Origin of the sequence: Streptomyces sp. NPDC017095, assembly GCF_044332325.1 — a bacterium.
Taxonomy (GTDB): Bacteria; Actinomycetota; Actinomycetes; order Streptomycetales; family Streptomycetaceae; genus Streptomyces.
Genome location: NZ_JBIROU010000018.1, coordinates 14183 through 28858, shown reverse-complemented (window position 1 = coordinate 28858; position 14676 = coordinate 14183). Strand labels below are relative to the sequence as shown.

At 72.0% G+C, this 14676-nt stretch carries 17 protein-coding genes; 11 read left to right on the top strand and 6 right to left on the bottom strand.

Annotation, left to right across the window (positions count from 1 at the left end):
• The first annotated feature begins 107 nt into the window (after window positions 1-107).
• The 3 genes from ACH4OA_RS29300 (at window position 108) to moaA (ending at window position 3249) form a co-directional block, all read left to right on the top strand.
• Window positions 108-464, top strand: coding sequence for a DUF485 domain-containing protein (locus ACH4OA_RS29300; protein ID WP_365878292.1), 357 nt, complete (start codon window positions 108-110; stop codon window positions 462-464).
• Window positions 461-2086 carry a cation acetate symporter gene (locus ACH4OA_RS29295; protein ID WP_397972128.1) on the top strand — a complete coding sequence of 542 codons (1626 nt, stop codon included), beginning with the start codon at window positions 461-463 and terminating at the stop codon, window positions 2084-2086. The genes ACH4OA_RS29300 and ACH4OA_RS29295 overlap by 4 nt, the downstream gene beginning before the upstream one ends.
• Before the next feature lie 173 nt (window positions 2087-2259).
• Entirely contained in the window at window positions 2260-3249 is a 990-nt protein-coding gene (gene moaA, locus ACH4OA_RS29290; protein ID WP_397941851.1) for a GTP 3',8-cyclase MoaA, read from the top strand.
• A 41-nt stretch (window positions 3250-3290) separates the two neighbouring features.
• On the opposite strand, the gene ACH4OA_RS29285 is transcribed toward moaA, so the two are convergent.
• Both ACH4OA_RS29285 and ACH4OA_RS29280 read right to left on the bottom strand, forming a co-directional pair.
• The gene (locus ACH4OA_RS29285; protein ID WP_365878287.1) at window positions 3291-3530 is read right to left on the bottom strand and encodes a hypothetical protein; all 240 of its coding nucleotides are present in this window, start codon (window positions 3528-3530) and stop codon (window positions 3291-3293) included.
• A 223-nt stretch (window positions 3531-3753) separates the two neighbouring features.
• Window positions 3754-4158 carry a DUF3099 domain-containing protein gene (locus ACH4OA_RS29280; protein ID WP_397941853.1) on the bottom strand — a complete coding sequence of 135 codons (405 nt, stop codon included), beginning with the start codon at window positions 4156-4158 and terminating at the stop codon, window positions 3754-3756.
• A 243-nt stretch (window positions 4159-4401) separates the two neighbouring features.
• Between ACH4OA_RS29280 and ACH4OA_RS29275 the strand changes: the two genes are divergently transcribed.
• Window positions 4402-4683 (top strand): GlsB/YeaQ/YmgE family stress response membrane protein, encoded by a 282-nt coding sequence (locus ACH4OA_RS29275; protein ID WP_397941854.1) that lies wholly within the window; start codon window positions 4402-4404, stop codon window positions 4681-4683.
• Between the two features lie 92 nt (window positions 4684-4775).
• Here the strand turns inward: ACH4OA_RS29275 and tyrS are convergent, their stop codons facing one another.
• The 3 genes from tyrS to ACH4OA_RS29260 all read right to left on the bottom strand — a co-directional run bounded on the left by tyrS (window position 4776) and on the right by ACH4OA_RS29260 (window position 9025).
• Complete coding sequence (gene tyrS, locus ACH4OA_RS29270) at window positions 4776-6044, bottom strand: tyrosine--tRNA ligase (RefSeq protein ID WP_397972126.1); 1269 nt, start codon at window positions 6042-6044, stop codon at window positions 4776-4778.
• A 66-nt stretch (window positions 6045-6110) separates the two neighbouring features.
• Window positions 6111-7505: a metallopeptidase TldD-related protein gene (locus tag ACH4OA_RS29265; RefSeq protein WP_397972123.1), complete on the bottom strand. Its 1395-nt coding sequence runs from the start codon at window positions 7503-7505 to the stop codon at window positions 6111-6113.
• Window positions 7502-9025 carry a TldD/PmbA family protein gene (locus tag ACH4OA_RS29260; RefSeq protein ID WP_397972120.1) on the bottom strand — a complete coding sequence of 508 codons (1524 nt, stop codon included), beginning with the start codon at window positions 9023-9025 and terminating at the stop codon, window positions 7502-7504. Before ACH4OA_RS29260 ends, ACH4OA_RS29265 begins: the two co-directional genes overlap by 4 nt.
• Before the next feature lie 238 nt (window positions 9026-9263).
• On the opposite strand from ACH4OA_RS29260, the gene fabG reads away from it, so the two are divergent.
• The 3 genes from fabG to ACH4OA_RS29245 all read left to right on the top strand — a co-directional run bounded on the left by fabG (window position 9264) and on the right by ACH4OA_RS29245 (window position 11406).
• Window positions 9264-9968 (top strand): 3-oxoacyl-[acyl-carrier-protein] reductase, encoded by a 705-nt coding sequence (fabG, locus tag ACH4OA_RS29255; protein WP_365878277.1) that lies wholly within the window; start codon window positions 9264-9266, stop codon window positions 9966-9968.
• 5 nt (window positions 9969-9973) lie between these two features.
• Window positions 9974-10741, top strand: a complete 768-nt coding sequence (gene fabI, locus ACH4OA_RS29250; protein ID WP_397941858.1) for an enoyl-ACP reductase FabI — start codon at window positions 9974-9976, stop codon at window positions 10739-10741.
• Between the two features lie 314 nt (window positions 10742-11055).
• On the top strand, window positions 11056-11406 hold the full coding sequence (locus ACH4OA_RS29245) for a hypothetical protein (RefSeq protein WP_365878274.1): 351 nt from the start codon (window positions 11056-11058) through the stop codon (window positions 11404-11406).
• Here ACH4OA_RS29245 and ACH4OA_RS29240 read toward each other — a convergent pair.
• Entirely contained in the window at window positions 11384-12076 is a 693-nt protein-coding gene (locus ACH4OA_RS29240) for a FadR/GntR family transcriptional regulator (RefSeq protein ID WP_365878272.1), read from the bottom strand. The two genes, ACH4OA_RS29245 and ACH4OA_RS29240, sit on opposite strands and share 23 nt — an antisense overlap.
• Window positions 12077-12146: 70 nt before the next feature.
• Between ACH4OA_RS29240 and ACH4OA_RS29235 the strand changes: the two genes are divergently transcribed.
• From ACH4OA_RS29235 to ACH4OA_RS29220, 4 genes are all read left to right on the top strand, one after another.
• Window positions 12147-13475 carry a CynX/NimT family MFS transporter gene (locus ACH4OA_RS29235; RefSeq protein WP_397941861.1) on the top strand — a complete coding sequence of 443 codons (1329 nt, stop codon included), beginning with the start codon at window positions 12147-12149 and terminating at the stop codon, window positions 13473-13475.
• Between the two features lie 57 nt (window positions 13476-13532).
• Window positions 13533-13652, top strand: coding sequence for an SGM_5486 family transporter-associated protein (locus ACH4OA_RS29230; protein WP_364863007.1), 120 nt, complete (start codon window positions 13533-13535; stop codon window positions 13650-13652).
• A 182-nt stretch (window positions 13653-13834) separates the two neighbouring features.
• Entirely contained in the window at window positions 13835-14041 is a 207-nt protein-coding gene (locus ACH4OA_RS29225) for a hypothetical protein (protein WP_397972117.1), read from the top strand.
• A 78-nt stretch (window positions 14042-14119) separates the two neighbouring features.
• On the top strand, window positions 14120-14638 hold the full coding sequence (locus tag ACH4OA_RS29220; protein ID WP_365878266.1) for a histidine phosphatase family protein: 519 nt from the start codon (window positions 14120-14122) through the stop codon (window positions 14636-14638).
• The last annotated feature ends 38 nt before the right edge of the window (window positions 14639-14676 follow it).

The following is a 14676-nucleotide window of genomic DNA, read 5'->3' as shown; positions in this document are numbered from 1 at the left end:
GGTGCGCACCCCGGGAATCACGCCGAGGAGCCGGTCGATGACTCCCTGTAATGTGATCCCGTTCCTGTGAGGACAGCAAGCGCACGTCCGTGACACGAGGAGACTCCGTGGCAACCGAGACACCGCCGCCCGCGAAACCCCGAGCCCACCTTCCCTCCACCGAGGAGTTCACCGAGGTGCAGCACAGCGCGGAGTTCGGTGAACTGCGCCGCGCGCACCGCTCCTTCGCCTTCCCGCTGACGATCGCCTTCGCCGCCTGGTACCTGCTGTACGTCCTGCTGTCCAACTACGCGGGCGGCTTCATGGGCACCAAGGTGGCCGGCAACGTCAACGTCGCCCTGGTCCTGGGCCTCGCCCAGTTCCTCACCACGTTCCTCATCGCCTGGTGGTACGCGCGGCACGCCGCCGCCAAGCTGGACCCCAAGGCCGCGGCCATCAAGTCCCGGATGGAGGACGGCGCATGAGCCCCGTACCGCACACCCTGCTCGCGGCCGGCGAGGCGAGCGAACACCGCACACTGATCATCACCCTGTTCGCGGTGTTCGTCGCCGCGACCCTCGTCATCACCGTCTGGGCGGGCCGGCAGACCAAGGACGCCGCCGACTTCTACGCCGGCGGACGGCAGTTCACCGGCTTCCAGAACGGTCTCGCCGTCTCCGGGGACTACATGTCGGCCGCGTCCTTCCTGGGCATCGCCGGCGCCATCGCCCTCTTCGGCTACGACGGCTTCCTGTACTCCATCGGCTTCCTGGTCGCCTGGCTCGTCGCCCTCCTGCTGGTCGCCGAACCGCTGCGCAACTCCGGCCGCTACACCATGGGCGACGTGCTGGCCTACCGGATGCGCCAGCGCCCCGTGCGCACCGCCGCCGGCACCTCCACGATCGTCGTGTCCATCTTCTACCTGCTGGCCCAGATGGCGGGCGCCGGCGTCCTCGTCTCCTTGCTCCTCGGCATCACCAGCGACGGCGGCAAGATCGGCATCGTCGCCCTGGTCGGCGTACTGATGATCGTGTACGTCACCATCGGCGGCATGAAGGGCACCACGTGGGTGCAGATGGTCAAGGCGGTCCTGCTGATGGCCGGCGCCCTGCTGCTGACCTTCCTGGTGCTGCTGAAGTTCGACTTCGACGTCTCCGGCCTGCTCGGCAAGGCCGCCGACAACAGCGGCAAGGGCGGCGCGTTCCTGGAGCCCGGCCTGAAGTACGGCGCCACCGGCACGACCAAGCTGGACTTCCTCTCGCTCGGCATCGCCCTGGTCCTCGGCACCGCCGGCCTGCCGCACATCCTGATCCGCTTCTACACCGTGCCCACCGCCAAGGCCGCCCGCAAGTCCGTCATCTGGGCCATCGGCCTCATCGGCACCTTCTACTTGATGACCCTCGCCCTCGGCTTCGGCGCCGCCGCGCTGATCACACCGGAGGAGATCACCACCTCCAACAAGGCGGGCAACACGGCGGCCCCCCTCCTCGCGCTCCACCTCGGCGGCACCGACTCCACCTGGGGAGCCGTCCTGCTCGCCACCATCTCCGCGGTCGCCTTCGCCACCATCCTCGCGGTCGTCGCCGGCCTGACCCTGGCCTCGTCCTCCTCGTTCGCGCACGACATCTACGCGAACGTCATCAAGAGGGGCCGGGCCACCGAGAAACAGGAGCTGCGCGCCGCCCGCTGGGCGACCGTCGGCATCGGCGCGGTCTCGATCGTCCTCGGCGCCCTGGCCCGCGAGCTGAACGTGGCCGGCCTGGTCGCCCTCGCCTTCGCGGTCGCCGCCTCCGCCAACCTGCCGACCATCCTCTACAGCCTGTTCTGGAAGCGGTTCACCACCGCGGGCGCCCTGTGGTCGATCTACGGCGGCCTGGTCAGCGCGGTCGGCCTGGTGCTGTTCTCCCCGGTGGTCTCCGGCAAGGAGACCTCGATGTTCCCCGGCGCCGACTTCGACTGGTTCCCGCTGGAGAACCCCGGCATCGTCTCCATCCCGATCGGATTCCTGCTCGGCGTCGTGGGCACCCTGCTGTCCAAGGAGGTCCCGGACCACGGCAAGTACGCGGAACTGGAGGTGCGGTCCCTGACCGGCACCGGAGCCCACTGAGACGTCCGGCCGGCGACCGCGTCGGGCGGGGACTGTACGGTCCTACGACGCGGTCGTGCCGTACCTCGTGGGATCGGGGCCGCCGTCTGTGTCGGCGGGGTCACGTAGGCTCACAGGTGACGGAGGACGCACGCCGGACGAGAATGAGTGACCGGGAGAGGGAGGGGCCCCACGTGCTCATCGACACCTACGGCCGAGTCGCCACTGACCTGAGGGTCTCGCTGACCGACCGGTGCAATCTGCGCTGCACCTACTGCATGCCCGAGGAGGGCTTGCAGTGGCTCGCCAAACCCGACCTGCTCACGGACGACGAGATCGTCCGCCTCATCGGTATCGCGGTCCGCACGCTCGGCATCGAGGAGGTCCGCTTCACCGGCGGTGAGCCGCTGCTGCGCCCGGGCCTCGTCGGCATCGTCGAGCGCGTCGCGGCCCTCGACCCGCGCCCCCAGATGTCCCTGACCACCAACGGCATCGGCCTGGGCCGTACCGCGGCCGCCCTGAAGGCGGCGGGCCTGGACCGGGTCAACGTCTCCCTGGACACCCTGCGCCCGGACGTCTTCAAGACCCTCACCCGCCGTGACCGCCACCGGGACGTCCTGGCGGGCCTCGAAGCCGCCCGCGCGGCCGGTCTCACCCCGGTCAAGGTCAACGCGGTCCTGATGCCGGGGCTGAACGCCGACGAGGCCCCGGACCTGCTCGCCTGGGCGGTGGCGAACGACTACGAACTGCGGTTCATCGAGCAGATGCCCCTGGACGCCCAGCACGGCTGGAAGCGCGAGGGCATGGTCACCGCCGGGGACATCCTCGCCTCCCTGCGCACCCGCTTCGACCTCGCCCCCGAGGACGCCGGCGAGCGCGGCTCCGCACCCGCCGAACGCTGGCTGGTGGACGGCGGCCCGCACCGCGTCGGTGTGATCGCCTCGGTGACCCGGCCGTTCTGCGCGGCCTGCGACCGCACCCGCCTCACCGCCGACGGCCAGATACGGACCTGTCTGTTCGCCACCGAGGAGACCGACCTGCGCGCCGCCCTGCGCTCGGGCGCCCCGGACGAGGAGATCGCCCGGCTGTGGAAGCTGGCGATGTGGGGCAAGAAGGCGGGCGCGGGCCTGGACGACCCGTCGTTCGTCCAGCCGGACCGGCCCATGTCGGCGATCGGAGGCTAGCGCCCGGCCGTTCCCGGCTGCCGCACAGCGGCAGAGGGACCCTAGGGCTCGCGCCGTCCCGGCTCCGCCGCTTCGGCCGCCCGCCACTCCTCGAAGCGCACCACGTCCTTCAAGAACCCCCGGACGCCGAGGAACTGCGACAGATGCTCGCGGTGCTCCGCGCAGGCCAGCCAGGTCTTGCGCCGCTCCGGCGGGTGGATCGTCGGGTTGTTCCACGCCAGCACCCATGCGGCGGCGGCACGGCAGCCCTTGGCCGAGCAGATCGGGGTCTCGTCACTCACGGTTTCGTCTCGGGTTCGTCTCGGATAAGGGGCCGGACATGGCGACGCCGGGCAGCCACGGGGGGAGCTGCCCGGCGTCGGTCCATCGCTCCGACGGGGGATGCGGAGCGCTTACGCAGTATGTCACGGGTACCCCGCCGCCCGGCACTGGAACTGCAGGATTGATCTGAGCATTTCTTGAGCCTCGCGCGGGCCCGTTCCTCCCGCGCCGCGTCCGCCGTGCTCAGACCGGTCCGGGGTGCTCACCGGGCACTCCGGCCGCCTGGTCCGCCGGCCCGTCGCCGGGCACGGAACCCCGTGCCGACTCGGCCTGTTCGTCCCGTTCCGGCCGTGGCGCGATCATCGGACGCGGCGGCGCGGCGACGAACGTCGACGGGAGCGACGGCGGCCGTTCGCGGCCCGCGTTCGCGATCACCACGGCGATATAGGGGAGCGCCGCGCCGAGCACCAGGGCGACGACGGCGACGTAGCGCTCCACGTTCCACAGCGAGGCCGCGAGGATCACCGCCACCGTACGCACCGACATCGAGATCACATACCGGCGCTGCCGGCCCCGGACGTCCTCGGCGAGCCCGGTCCGGGCACCGGTGATCCGGAACACCTGGGCACCGCCGTGCTGTTTCCGCATCACCTGTCACCATCCGCCCGCAGGACTCTCCCCGGCCCGCACCCTCGTCCGCGTCCGGCGGGGAACCGGCCCGGGACACCTCCCACGGTACGCCGCCCCCGCGCCGCCCACGAGACCGGGTCGCCCGCAACCTGCGAGGACGCGTCCGGCCCCGCCGCGTATGGGGTAAGCCGACATGCGCCGTACGGCGGGCCGAACCACACTGGCCGTAATGCTCACGTCGAGCCGTACAAGGAGGCAGCCATGGGCTGGTTGTGGGCGATCATCGTGGGATTCGTGCTGGGCCTCATCGCCAAGGCGGTCATCCCGGGAAAGCAGCACAGTCCTCTCTGGCTGACCACCATCTGCGGCATCCTCGGCGCCATCGTGGGCAACGCGGTCGCCCGCGCGGTCGGCGTGGCGGAGACCCGGGGCATCGACTGGAGCCGGCACATCTTCCAGCTCGTGGCGGCGATCATCATCGTCGCGGCCGTGGACGCCCTCTACATGGCGACGCTGGGCAAGCGCAGGCACCAGCGGGCCTGACGCCCGGGCGCTGCGCAGGGGCGCGGGAGCGGCGCGCGGCCACGGACCACCGCGGCCGGCGCACCGCCCACGCCCCTCACGCCCCTACGGCGTCACGCGGGAACGATCTCCACGGCGGCCAGGTTCTTCTTCCCCCGCCGCAGCACCAGCCACCGCCCGTGCAGCAGCTCCTCGATGCCGGGGACGGCGTCCTCCGCGGTGACCTTCACGTTGTTCACGTAGGCCCCGCCCTCCTTCACCGTCCGCCGGGCCGCGGACTTGCTGGCGACCAGGCCGACCTCGGCGAACAGGTCCACCACCGGCGCCGGCTCGGCGACCCGGATGTGCGGCACCTCGGACAGCGCCGCCGCCAGGGTCCGCTCGTCCAGCTCCGCCAGCTCGCCCTGCCCGAACAGGGCGCGGGACGCGGCGATCACCGCGGCCGTCTGGCCGGCGCCGTGCACCAGCGTCGTCAGCTCCTCGGCCAGCGCCCGCTGCGCCGCCCGGGCCTGCGGACGCTCCTCGGTCAGCCGCTCCAGCTCCTCGATCTCCTCCCGGGACCGGAAGCTGAAGATGCGCAGGAACTTGGAGACGTCCCGGTCGTCGGCGTTGACCCAGAACTGGTAGAACGCGTACGGCGTGGTCATCTCGGGGTCGAGCCACACCGTGCCGGACTCGGTCTTGCCGAACTTGGTGCCGTCCGCCTTGGTGATCAGCGGGGTGCCCAGCGCGTGCACCACGGCCTCCGGCTCGGCCCGGTGGATCAGGTCCGTGCCCGACGTGAGGTTGCCCCACTGGTCGCTGCCGCCGGTCTGCAGGGTACAGCCGTACCGCCGGTACAGCTCCAGGAAGTCCATGCCCTGGAGGATCTGGTAGCTGAACTCGGTGTAGCTGATGCCCGCGTCGGAGTTGAGCCGCCGGGAGACGGCCTCCTTGGCGATCATCTTGTTGACCCGGAAGTGCTTGCCGATGTCCCGCAGGAACTCGATGGCCGACAGGCCCTGGGTCCAGTCCAGGTTGTTGACCATCACCGCGGCGTTCGGCCCGTCGAAGTGCAGCAGCGGCTCGATCTGGGCGCGCAGCCGCTCCACCCAGCCGGCCACGACCTCCGGCGCGTTCAGCGTGCGCTCGGCCGTGGGCTTCGGGTCGCCGATGAGGCCGGTGGCACCGCCGACCAGCGCCAGCGGACGGTTGCCCGCCTCCTGGATGCGGCGCATCGTCAGGATCTGCACCAGGTTGCCCAGGTGCAGGCTGGGCGCGGTCGGGTCGAAGCCGCAATAGAACGTGACGGGGCCGTCCGCGAACGCCTTGCGCAGTGCGTCCTCGTCCGTGGAGAGGGCGATGAGCCCCCGCCACTTCAGCTCGTCGACGATGTCCGTCACGGTTCTCGTGTCTCCTTGATGATCTTCGGGCAGCCGGGTGACACCCGACCACGAACGCCTACGAGGTTATACGCCCTGGCTGACAGAGCTCATGTTGAAATCGGGGACGCGCAGCGCGGGCATCGCGGCCCGGGTGAACCAGTCGCTCCACTCGCGCGGCAGCGTCTGCTCCGTCCGCCCCGCCTCGGTGGCCCGGCCCAGCAGGTCCACCGGCGACTCGTTGAACCGGAAGTTGTTCACCTGCCCGGTCACCTCGCCGTTCTCCACCAGGTAGACGCCGTCCCGGGTGAGGCCGGTCAGCAGCAGGGTCGCCGGGTCGACCTCGCGGATGTACCACAGGCAGGTCAGCAGCAGCCCGCGCGCGGTGTCCGCGACCATCTCCTCCAGGGAGCGGTCGCCCCCGCCGTCCAGGATCAGGTTGCCGGGCGCGGGAGCGACCGGGAGTCCGGTCAGGGCCGCGCTGTGCCGGGTCGTCGTCAGGTGCTTCAGCGTGCCCTGCCCGATCCACTCGGCCGCCGGCGCGGGCAGCCCGTTGTCGAACACCGACTCGTCGCCGCCGGAGGAGTGGGCGATCACGAAGGGCGGGCACTGGAGCCCCGGCTCGTCCGGGTCGCTGCGCAGGGTCAGCGGCAGCGCGGAGAGCTTCTCGCCGAGCCGGGTGCCGCCGCCCGGCTTGGAGAACACCGTCCGCCCCTCGGCCGCGTCCCGCCCCGAGGTCGACCACAGCTGGTAGATCAGCAGGTCCGCGACCGCGGTCGGCGGCAGCAGCGTCTCGTACCGGCCCGCCGGCAGTTCCACGCGCCGCTCGGCCCAGCCGAGCCGTACGGCCAGCTCCGCGTCGAGCGCGCCCGGGTCGACGTCCTTGAAGTCCCGGGTGGACCGGCCGGCCCACGCCGAACGGGAGCGGTCCGGGGACTTGGCGTTCAGCTCCAGCGTGCCGGTGGGCTGGTCGTGCCGCAGCCGCAGCCCGGTGGAGGTCCCCAGGTACGTCGACACCAGCTCGTGATTGGCGAAACCGTACAGTTCCCGGCCTCCCGCACGCGCGCGGGCGAACGCCTCGCCGAGCGCCGGCGCGAAGTCGGCGAAGACCGCGGAGGAGGTCTCGGCGGGCGCGTCCGTGAAGTCGGGGGACTCCGGCACACCGCCGACCAGCGGCTGCGCGTCCTCCGCGGGCCCGGCGCCGCGCGCGGCGGCCTCGGCGGCCCGCACCAGCGGCTCCAGCTCCCCGTCGGTGACCGCGGAGCGGGACACGACACCGGAGGCGGTGCCCCGCGCGCCGTCCACGGTCGCGATCACGGTGAGGGTACGGCCGCGCGTCACGCCGTTGGTGGTGAGCGCGTTGCCCGCCCAGCGCAGGTTGGCGGTGGAGTGCTCGTCGGCGATGACGACGCAGCCGTCGGCGCGGGACAGCGCCAGCGCCTGCTCGACGATCTCGTGCGGCTTGCGGGTACGGGCGCTCATCGGCCGGCCTCCTGCGTGGTGTTGAGGATGTTGACGCCCTTGAAGAGGGCCGACGGGCATCCGTGGGACACCGCGGCGACCTGGCCCGGCTGGGCCTTGCCGCAGTTGAAGGCGCCGCCGAGGACATAGGTCTGCGGACCGCCAACGGCGGCCATGGAACCCCAGAAGTCGGTGGTCGTGGCCTGGTAGGCGACGTCCTTCAGCTGTCCGGTGAGCCGCCCGTTCTCGATCCGGAAGAAGCGCTGGCCGGTGAACTGGAAGTTGTACCGCTGCATGTCGATCGACCAGGACCGGTCGCCGACGACGTAGATGCCCCGGTCGACGCCGCCGATCAGATCCTCCGTGGACAGCCCGGCGGGATCGGGCCGCAAGGAGACGTTGGCCATGCGCTGCACCGGCACATGGGCGGGCGAGTCGGCGTACGCGCACCCGTTGGACCGCTCGAACCCGGTCAGCCGCGCGATCCGCCGGTCCAGCTGGTAGCCGACCAGCGTGCCGTCCTTCACCAGGTCCCAGGACTGCGCCGCGACGCCCTCGTCGTCGTAGCCGATGGTCGCCAGGCCGTGCTCGGCGGTGCGGTCGCCGGTGACGTTCATCAGCTCCGAGCCGTACCGCAGCGTGCCGAGCCGGTCGAGGGTGGCGAAGGAGGTGCCGGCGTAGGCGGCCTCGTAGCCGAGGGCGCGGTCCAGCTCGGTGGCGTGGCCGATGGACTCGTGGATGGTCAGCCACAGGTTGGACGGGTCGACCACCAGGTCGTACAAGCCCGGCTCCACGCTCGGCGCGCGCATCTTCTCGGCGAGCAGCTCCGGGATGCGCTCCAGCTCGGCGTCCCAGTCCCAGCCGGTCCCGGTCAGGTACTCCCAGCCGCGCCCCGCCGGCGGCGCGAGGGTGCGCATGGAGTCGAACTCGCCGCTCGACGCGTCGACGGAGACGGCCGTCAGCTGCGGGTGCAGCCGCACCCGCTGCTGGGTGGTCACCGTGCCGGCGGTGTCCGCGTAGAACTTGTTCTCGTGCACGGTGAGCAGCGAGGCGTCCACGTGGTCGACGCCCGGCGCGGCGAGCAGCCGGCCGCTCCACTCGGCGAGCAGCGCGGACTTCTCCTCGTCCGGCACCGAGAACGGGTCGGTCTCGTACGACGAGATCCACGTCTTGTCGGCGTGCACCGGCTCGTCGGCCAGCTCGACCTTCTCGTCCGCGCCGGCGGCCTTGATGACCTGCGCGGACAGCTTGGCCATGGCCACCGCCTGCGAGGCGACCCGGGCGGCGGCGTCCATGGTCAGGTCCACACCGGAGGCGAAGCCCCACGTGCCACCGTGCACGACCCGCACCGCGTACCCCAGGTCGGTGGTGTCCGACGATCCGGCGGGCCGCGCGTCCCGCAGCCGCCAGGACGCGCTGCGCACCCGCTCGAACCGGAAGTCCGCGTGCTCGGCGCCCAGCGCCCGCGCGCGGGCGAGCGCGGCGTCGGCGAGGGCCCGTAGGGGAAGCGCCGTGAAGGCTTCGTCGATGGAATGAGGCACGGAGGTCTCCCTGCTGTCGTGGCCTGTCGGGTCCGATCATGTCGCGTGAGCGGGCCGGCGGACCACACGTTCGGCTCCGGGACGGCCCCGTTCTGTAGGGACCCGACAGTGACACCCGCACGCCACTGTCGGTGCCCGCTTCTTCGCGTGCGTGGCGGTACCGATAGGTTTTCGCTGAAGCCGCCTGTCGTTCAGGGTCCGGGCGGATGTGTAAGACCGCTATCGAAAGGGTGATCCGTTGAGCCGCTCGGTTCTCGTCACCGGAGGCAACCGGGGCATCGGCCTCGCCATCGCCCGCGCTTTCGCCGACGCCGGCGACAAGGTCGCTATCACGTACCGCTCGGGTGAACCGCCGGCCGGCTTCCTGGCCGTCAAGTGCGACATCACCGACCGGGAGCAGGTGGAGCAGGCCTACAAGGAGATCGAGGACCAGCACGGTCCGGTCGAGGTGCTGGTCGCCAACGCCGGCGTCACCAAGGACCAGCTCCTGATGCGCATGTCCGAGGAGGACTTCACCTCGGTCGTCGACACCAACCTCACCGGCACCTTCCGGGTCGTCAAGCGCGCCAACCGCGGCATGCTGCGCGCCAAGAAGGGCCGGGTCGTCCTGATCTCCTCCGTGGTCGGCCTGCTCGGCTCGGCGGGGCAGGCGAACTACGCCGCCTCCAAGGCCGCCCTGGTGGGCTTCGCGCGTTCCCTCGCCCGGGAGCTGGGCTCGCGCAACATCACCTTCAACGTCGTCGCGCCCGGCTTCGTCGACACCGACATGACCAAGGTGCTCAGCGACGAGCAGCGCCAGGGCATCGTGTCGCAGGTGCCGCTCGGCCGGTACGCGCAGCCGGAGGAGATCGCCGCGGCGGTGCGCTTCCTCGCGTCGGACGACGCCTCGTACATCACTGGAGCCGTCATCCCGGTTGACGGCGGACTGGGAATGGGTCACTGATCACCATGAGCGGAATTCTCGAGGGCAAGCGCATCCTGGTCACGGGTGTGCTGATGGAGTCCTCCATCGCCTTCCACGTCGCCAAGCTGGCCCAGGAGCAGGGCGCCGAGATCATCCTGACCGCGTTCCCGCGGCCCACGCTGACCGAGCGCATCGCCAGGAAGCTGCCGAAGCCCGCCAAGGTCATCGAGCTGGACGTGACGAACGACGAGCACCTCGGGCGCCTGGCCGACGTGGTCGGCGAGGAGCTGGGCGGCCTCGACGGCATCGTCCACTCCATCGGCTTCGCGCCGCAGGACGCGCTCGGCGGCAACTTCCTGAACACGCCGTTCGAGTCGGTGGCCACCGCCATGCACGTCTCGGCGTTCTCGCTGAAGTCGCTCACCACGGCCTGCCTGCCGCTGATGCAGAACGGCGGCTCGGTCGTCGGCCTCACCTTCGACGCGCAGTACGCCTGGCCGCAGTACGACTGGATGGGCCCGGCCAAGGCGGCCCTGGAGGCCACCAGCCGCTACATGGCGCGTGACCTGGGCAAGCAGAACATCCGCTGCAACCTCATCTCGGCGGGTCCGATCGGCTCCATGGCCGCCAAGTCCATCCCGGGCTTCGCGGAGCTGGCGTCCGTCTGGGACAGCCGCGCGCCGCTGGAATGGGACCTGAAGGACCCGGAGCCGGCCGGCCGCGGTGTCGTCGCCCTGCTGAGCGACTGGTTCCCGAAGACCACGGGCGAGATCATCCACGTCGACGGCGGTCTGCACGCCATCGGCGCCTGAGCCTCCCGGGCCACACCGACGCCCCGTTTCCCGCGCGTGCGGGGAGCGGGGCGTCTGGCATGTGCGGCCGAGCCGCGGGGCGTCCGGCGTGCGCGGGGGAGCCTCGGGGCGTCTGCGTGCGCGAGCCGCGAGGCGTCCGGCGTGTGCGGGGGAGCGGGGCATCACCCTTCCGGCGGGCCCGGCGCGGACTTCACCCGTTCGGCTCACCGGCCGGGCCGCCCCCGGACCGGCGGCGCACCCTGGATTACGGCGTCCCGCACGCCCTCTACGGCGTCCCGCACGTCCCTCCGCAGCCCGGCCGAGGAGGTCCCCTTGTGCGCCTGTCCCGCAGCCTGGCCCCGGTGACCGTGGCCCTGGCCCTCGTCCTGTCGCTGCCCTACGACGCGCTGCCCCACGCGCGCGGGAGGCACGGCGAGCCGTCCGCACCGAGCCGGTTCGGTGCCTCCTGTCGCACGGACGTGCGCGGCTCCCGTGTGGTCGCCTACTGCCACAACCCCTATGTGGACATCGACCGGGTGCGGCTGCACATCGAGTGCGCCCGCTGGTGGGACATCGACACCGACAGCGCCCCGGTGGACACCTGGCCGGCCCTGACCGTACGGCTCACCGGCCGGTGCTGGAAGGAGGTCCGCTCCGTCTGGATCAGCCACCAGAAGGCGCGGTGAACCGGCCCGGATTGCACAGGAACGGATAGCTGGCGGCCTCCGCGGCCGCCGCCTCCGTGTCGCCCGCGCGGATCGCGTCCACCAGGCGCCGGTGGTCCATGTGGGTCTCCGGGGTCAGCTCCGCCCCGACGTCCGCGCGCAGCCAGTCCCGCAGCACCTCGCCGAGGTCGGCGTACATCGCCGTCATCACGTCGTTGTGGGACGCGGCGACCACGGCCAGGTGGAAGGTGGCGTCGGCGGTCACGAAGGCCTCCGTGTCGCCCGTCTCCCAGGCATGCTCGCGCCGGGTCAGCAGCGCCTCCAGCTGCTTGAGGTCCCTGCCGGTGCGCCGCTCGGCGGCCAGCTTCGCCGCGGCCGACTCCAGCGTGGAGCGCAGCTCGGCGATGTGCCGCGGGTCGGCCTCGGCGAAGCGGCGGTGCATCACGCCGGCCAGCTCGCTGGTGGCCACGACGTACGTGCCCGAGCCCTGGCGGATGTCCAGCAGCCCGTTGTGCGCCAGCGCGCGGACGGCCTCGCGGACGGTGTTGCGGGCGACGCCGAGCTGCTCGACCAGTTCCGGTTCGGTCGGGATGCGCGCGCCGACCGGCCACTCGCCGGAGGTGATCTGGTTGCGCAGTGCGGCGATGACCTGCTCGGACAGCGCCGAACGGCGCGGGTGGCTCAAGGGCATGGCACACCTTCGCACGGGAGGAGCGGGCACGGACGCTCCGGGAATGGACAGGGAATCATCCTATGATTCTATGATGGGTCTCATGGCTAGTGAGGAAACCCGGACAGTGGAGACCCGTACGGCGATGAAACCGACCGAACGCGGTACGGCCCCCGCGGCGAGCACCCCCGAGACGGCCCCCGGCGCGGGCCGCACGCGCGCGTGGGCCGCGCGCCTGGTCGTCGTCGGCATCGTGCTCTCCGCGCTGAACCTCCGCCCGGCCATCACGAGCCTCGGCGCCCTCCTGGAGGAGGTCCGCGACGGGCTCGGCATGAGCGGCAGCGTGGCCGGGCTGCTCACCTCCGTGCCCCCGCTGTGCTTCGCCGTCTTCGGCGTCACCGCGCCCCGCCTGGCCCGCCGCTTCGGACCGTCCGCCGTGGTGTGCGCCGGCATGGCCGCCATCGCCGCCGGCCTGGTCATCCGGCCGTACGTCGGCAGCACGGCCGGATTCGTGGCCGCCAGCGCGCTGGCGCTGATGGGCATCGCCGTCAGCAACGTCCTGATGCCGGTCATCGTCAAGCGCTGGTTCCCCGACCGGGTCGGCTCCATGACCGGCCTGTACTCGATGGCCCTCGCCGCCGGCACCTCCCTCGCCGCCGCGGTGACCGTCCCGCTCACCGACGCCCTCGGCGGGAGCTGGCAGTCCGGCCTCGCCGTGTGGGCGGTCATCGCCGCCGCCGCCGTGCTGCCCTGGCTGCCGCTGCTGCGGGACCGCGGCCCCGCCGAGCCCCGGCCGTTGGAGCCGGCGCCCGGCGCCGAAACCCGGCAGGCCCCGCTGCGCATGACCCGCAGCCGCACCGCCTGGGCGCTCGCCGTCTTCTTCGGCCTCCAGGCCACGGCCGCCTACATCACGATGGGCTGGATGCCGCAGATCTTCCGCGACGCCGGCGTCCCGGCCGGCACCGCGGGCGTACTGCTCGCCGTCACCATGGTGATGGGCGTGCCGCTGGCCTTCGTCATCCCGCGGGTCGCCACGCGCCTGCCGCACCAGGGGCCGATCGTCCTGGTGCTGGGCGCCTGCGGGCTCGCCGGATACGCCGGGCTGTACCTCGCGCCGGCCGGCGGCTCCTGGGCCTGGGCCGTGCTGCTCGGCGTCTCCAACTGCGCCTTCCCGCTCGCCCTGACCATGGTCGGCATGCGGGCCCGCAGCGGTCCGGGCGTGGCCCAGCTGTCCGCGTTCGCGCAGAGCACCGGCTATCTGATCTCCATCCCCGGCCCGCTGCTGGTCGGCGTGCTCTACCAGCAGAGCGGCGGCTGGGGCCTGCCGATCGCCCTGATGGCGGCGCTGATGGTGCCGCAGATGGTGGTGGGCTTCGTGGCCGGCCGCGACCGCACGGTCGAGGACGAGGCGACACGCTGACCCGTACGGCGGTGCCCCCGGCGCCGCCGTACCGGACCGAAGTGCGACACTGGGCGCATGCAGCCTGTGCTCGACCCGAACCCGCAGAACGGCCAGAAGAAGATGCTGATCGTCTTCGGCTCGTTCCTCGCCATCTTCGTGATCATCGCCATCGTGGCGACCCTCGCCTCCCCGTGACGGCGGCCCCCGGCCGGGTCCCTCCGGGCGGATGGTGGGGCTGACCCCCCTGTCCCCTAGGGGGCCAGGCTCAGGGTCAACTGGGTGGGAATCCGGATGGGTTGGCGGCGCCGGGCCGCGTAGTTTCGAGGTGTGCCCGCGGCAGGCGGGCACGGACCGCTCGAAGACTCACGGAGGCGATCATGCCGGCCCGCACCCACCCCCGGTTCCCTCCGGCGACCACGGGCGCCGTCCCCGCCCGGCTGCCCTGGTGGGCGCTGGCCCTGCCCGTCCTCGCGTTCGTCGCGCTGCTCGCGCTGATACGCAACCCGTCGGACGCCCAGGCGGCGAGCGGCGCCCCGGTGATCGCGCGGGTGCTGGAGCGCGCCCAGCAGTTCCTCGGGCGCTGACGGCAGGGTTCCCCGCGGGGTGAATCCGCATGTCAACTCCCTGCGCCGGGCGGTCTTTTTCATGCGAAGCTGGATCTCATGAGCGTCGCAGAACCCCGCAGGATCGTCCTCTTCCGGCATGCGAAAGCCGACTGGCCCGAGGTCCCCGACCATGAGCGCCCGCTCGCCGAGCGGGGCCGCGCGGACGCCGCGGTCGCCGGACGCAGGCTGGCCGACACCGGCCTCGCCTTCGACCTGGCCCTGTGCTCCACGGCGACCCGTACCCGCGAGACCTGGAAGCTGGCCGTCCACGAGCTGGCCCACCGGCCGAAGACCGTCTACGAGGAGCGGATCTACGAAGCCTCGCCCGGTGAGCTGATCGCCGTGCTCAACGAGCTGCCCGACGAGGTCCGCAGCGTGATCCTCATCGGCCACAACCCGGGCGTGCACGGCCTGGCCGACATCCTGGCCGGCACGGGCGAGAAGGACGCGCGGGAACGGATGAACCGCCGGGGCTTCCCCGCCGCCGCCTTCGCCCTGCTGACCCACGACGGCCCCTGGAAGGGCGTCGAACCCGGCGTGGCCGCGCTCACGGACTACTGGGCTCCCTCGGAGTGAGCGCGGGGCCGGCCCGCCGGCCGGCCTGCGCGCCCGGC

Coding starts and splice junctions, on each gene's coding strand:
- ACH4OA_RS29295 (WP_397972128.1), top strand. CDS start 461: ATGAGCCCCGTACCGCACACCCTGCTCGCGGCCGGCGAGGCGAGCGAA.
- ACH4OA_RS29280 (WP_397941853.1), bottom strand. CDS start 4,158: ATGCGGAAACAGCACGGCGGTGCCCAGGTGTTCCGGATCACCGGTGCC.
- ACH4OA_RS29275 (WP_397941854.1), top strand. CDS start 4,402: ATGGGCTGGTTGTGGGCGATCATCGTGGGATTCGTGCTGGGCCTCATC.
- ACH4OA_RS29265 (WP_397972123.1), bottom strand. CDS start 7,505: ATGAGCGCCCGTACCCGCAAGCCGCACGAGATCGTCGAGCAGGCGCTG.
- fabI (WP_397941858.1), top strand. CDS start 9,974: ATGAGCGGAATTCTCGAGGGCAAGCGCATCCTGGTCACGGGTGTGCTG.
- ACH4OA_RS29240 (WP_365878272.1), bottom strand. CDS start 12,076: ATGCCCTTGAGCCACCCGCGCCGTTCGGCGCTGTCCGAGCAGGTCATC.
- ACH4OA_RS29235 (WP_397941861.1), top strand. CDS start 12,147: ATGATGGGTCTCATGGCTAGTGAGGAAACCCGGACAGTGGAGACCCGT.
- ACH4OA_RS29230 (WP_364863007.1), top strand. CDS start 13,533: ATGCAGCCTGTGCTCGACCCGAACCCGCAGAACGGCCAGAAGAAGATG.
- ACH4OA_RS29225 (WP_397972117.1), top strand. CDS start 13,835: ATGCCGGCCCGCACCCACCCCCGGTTCCCTCCGGCGACCACGGGCGCC.
- ACH4OA_RS29220 (WP_365878266.1), top strand. CDS start 14,120: ATGAGCGTCGCAGAACCCCGCAGGATCGTCCTCTTCCGGCATGCGAAA.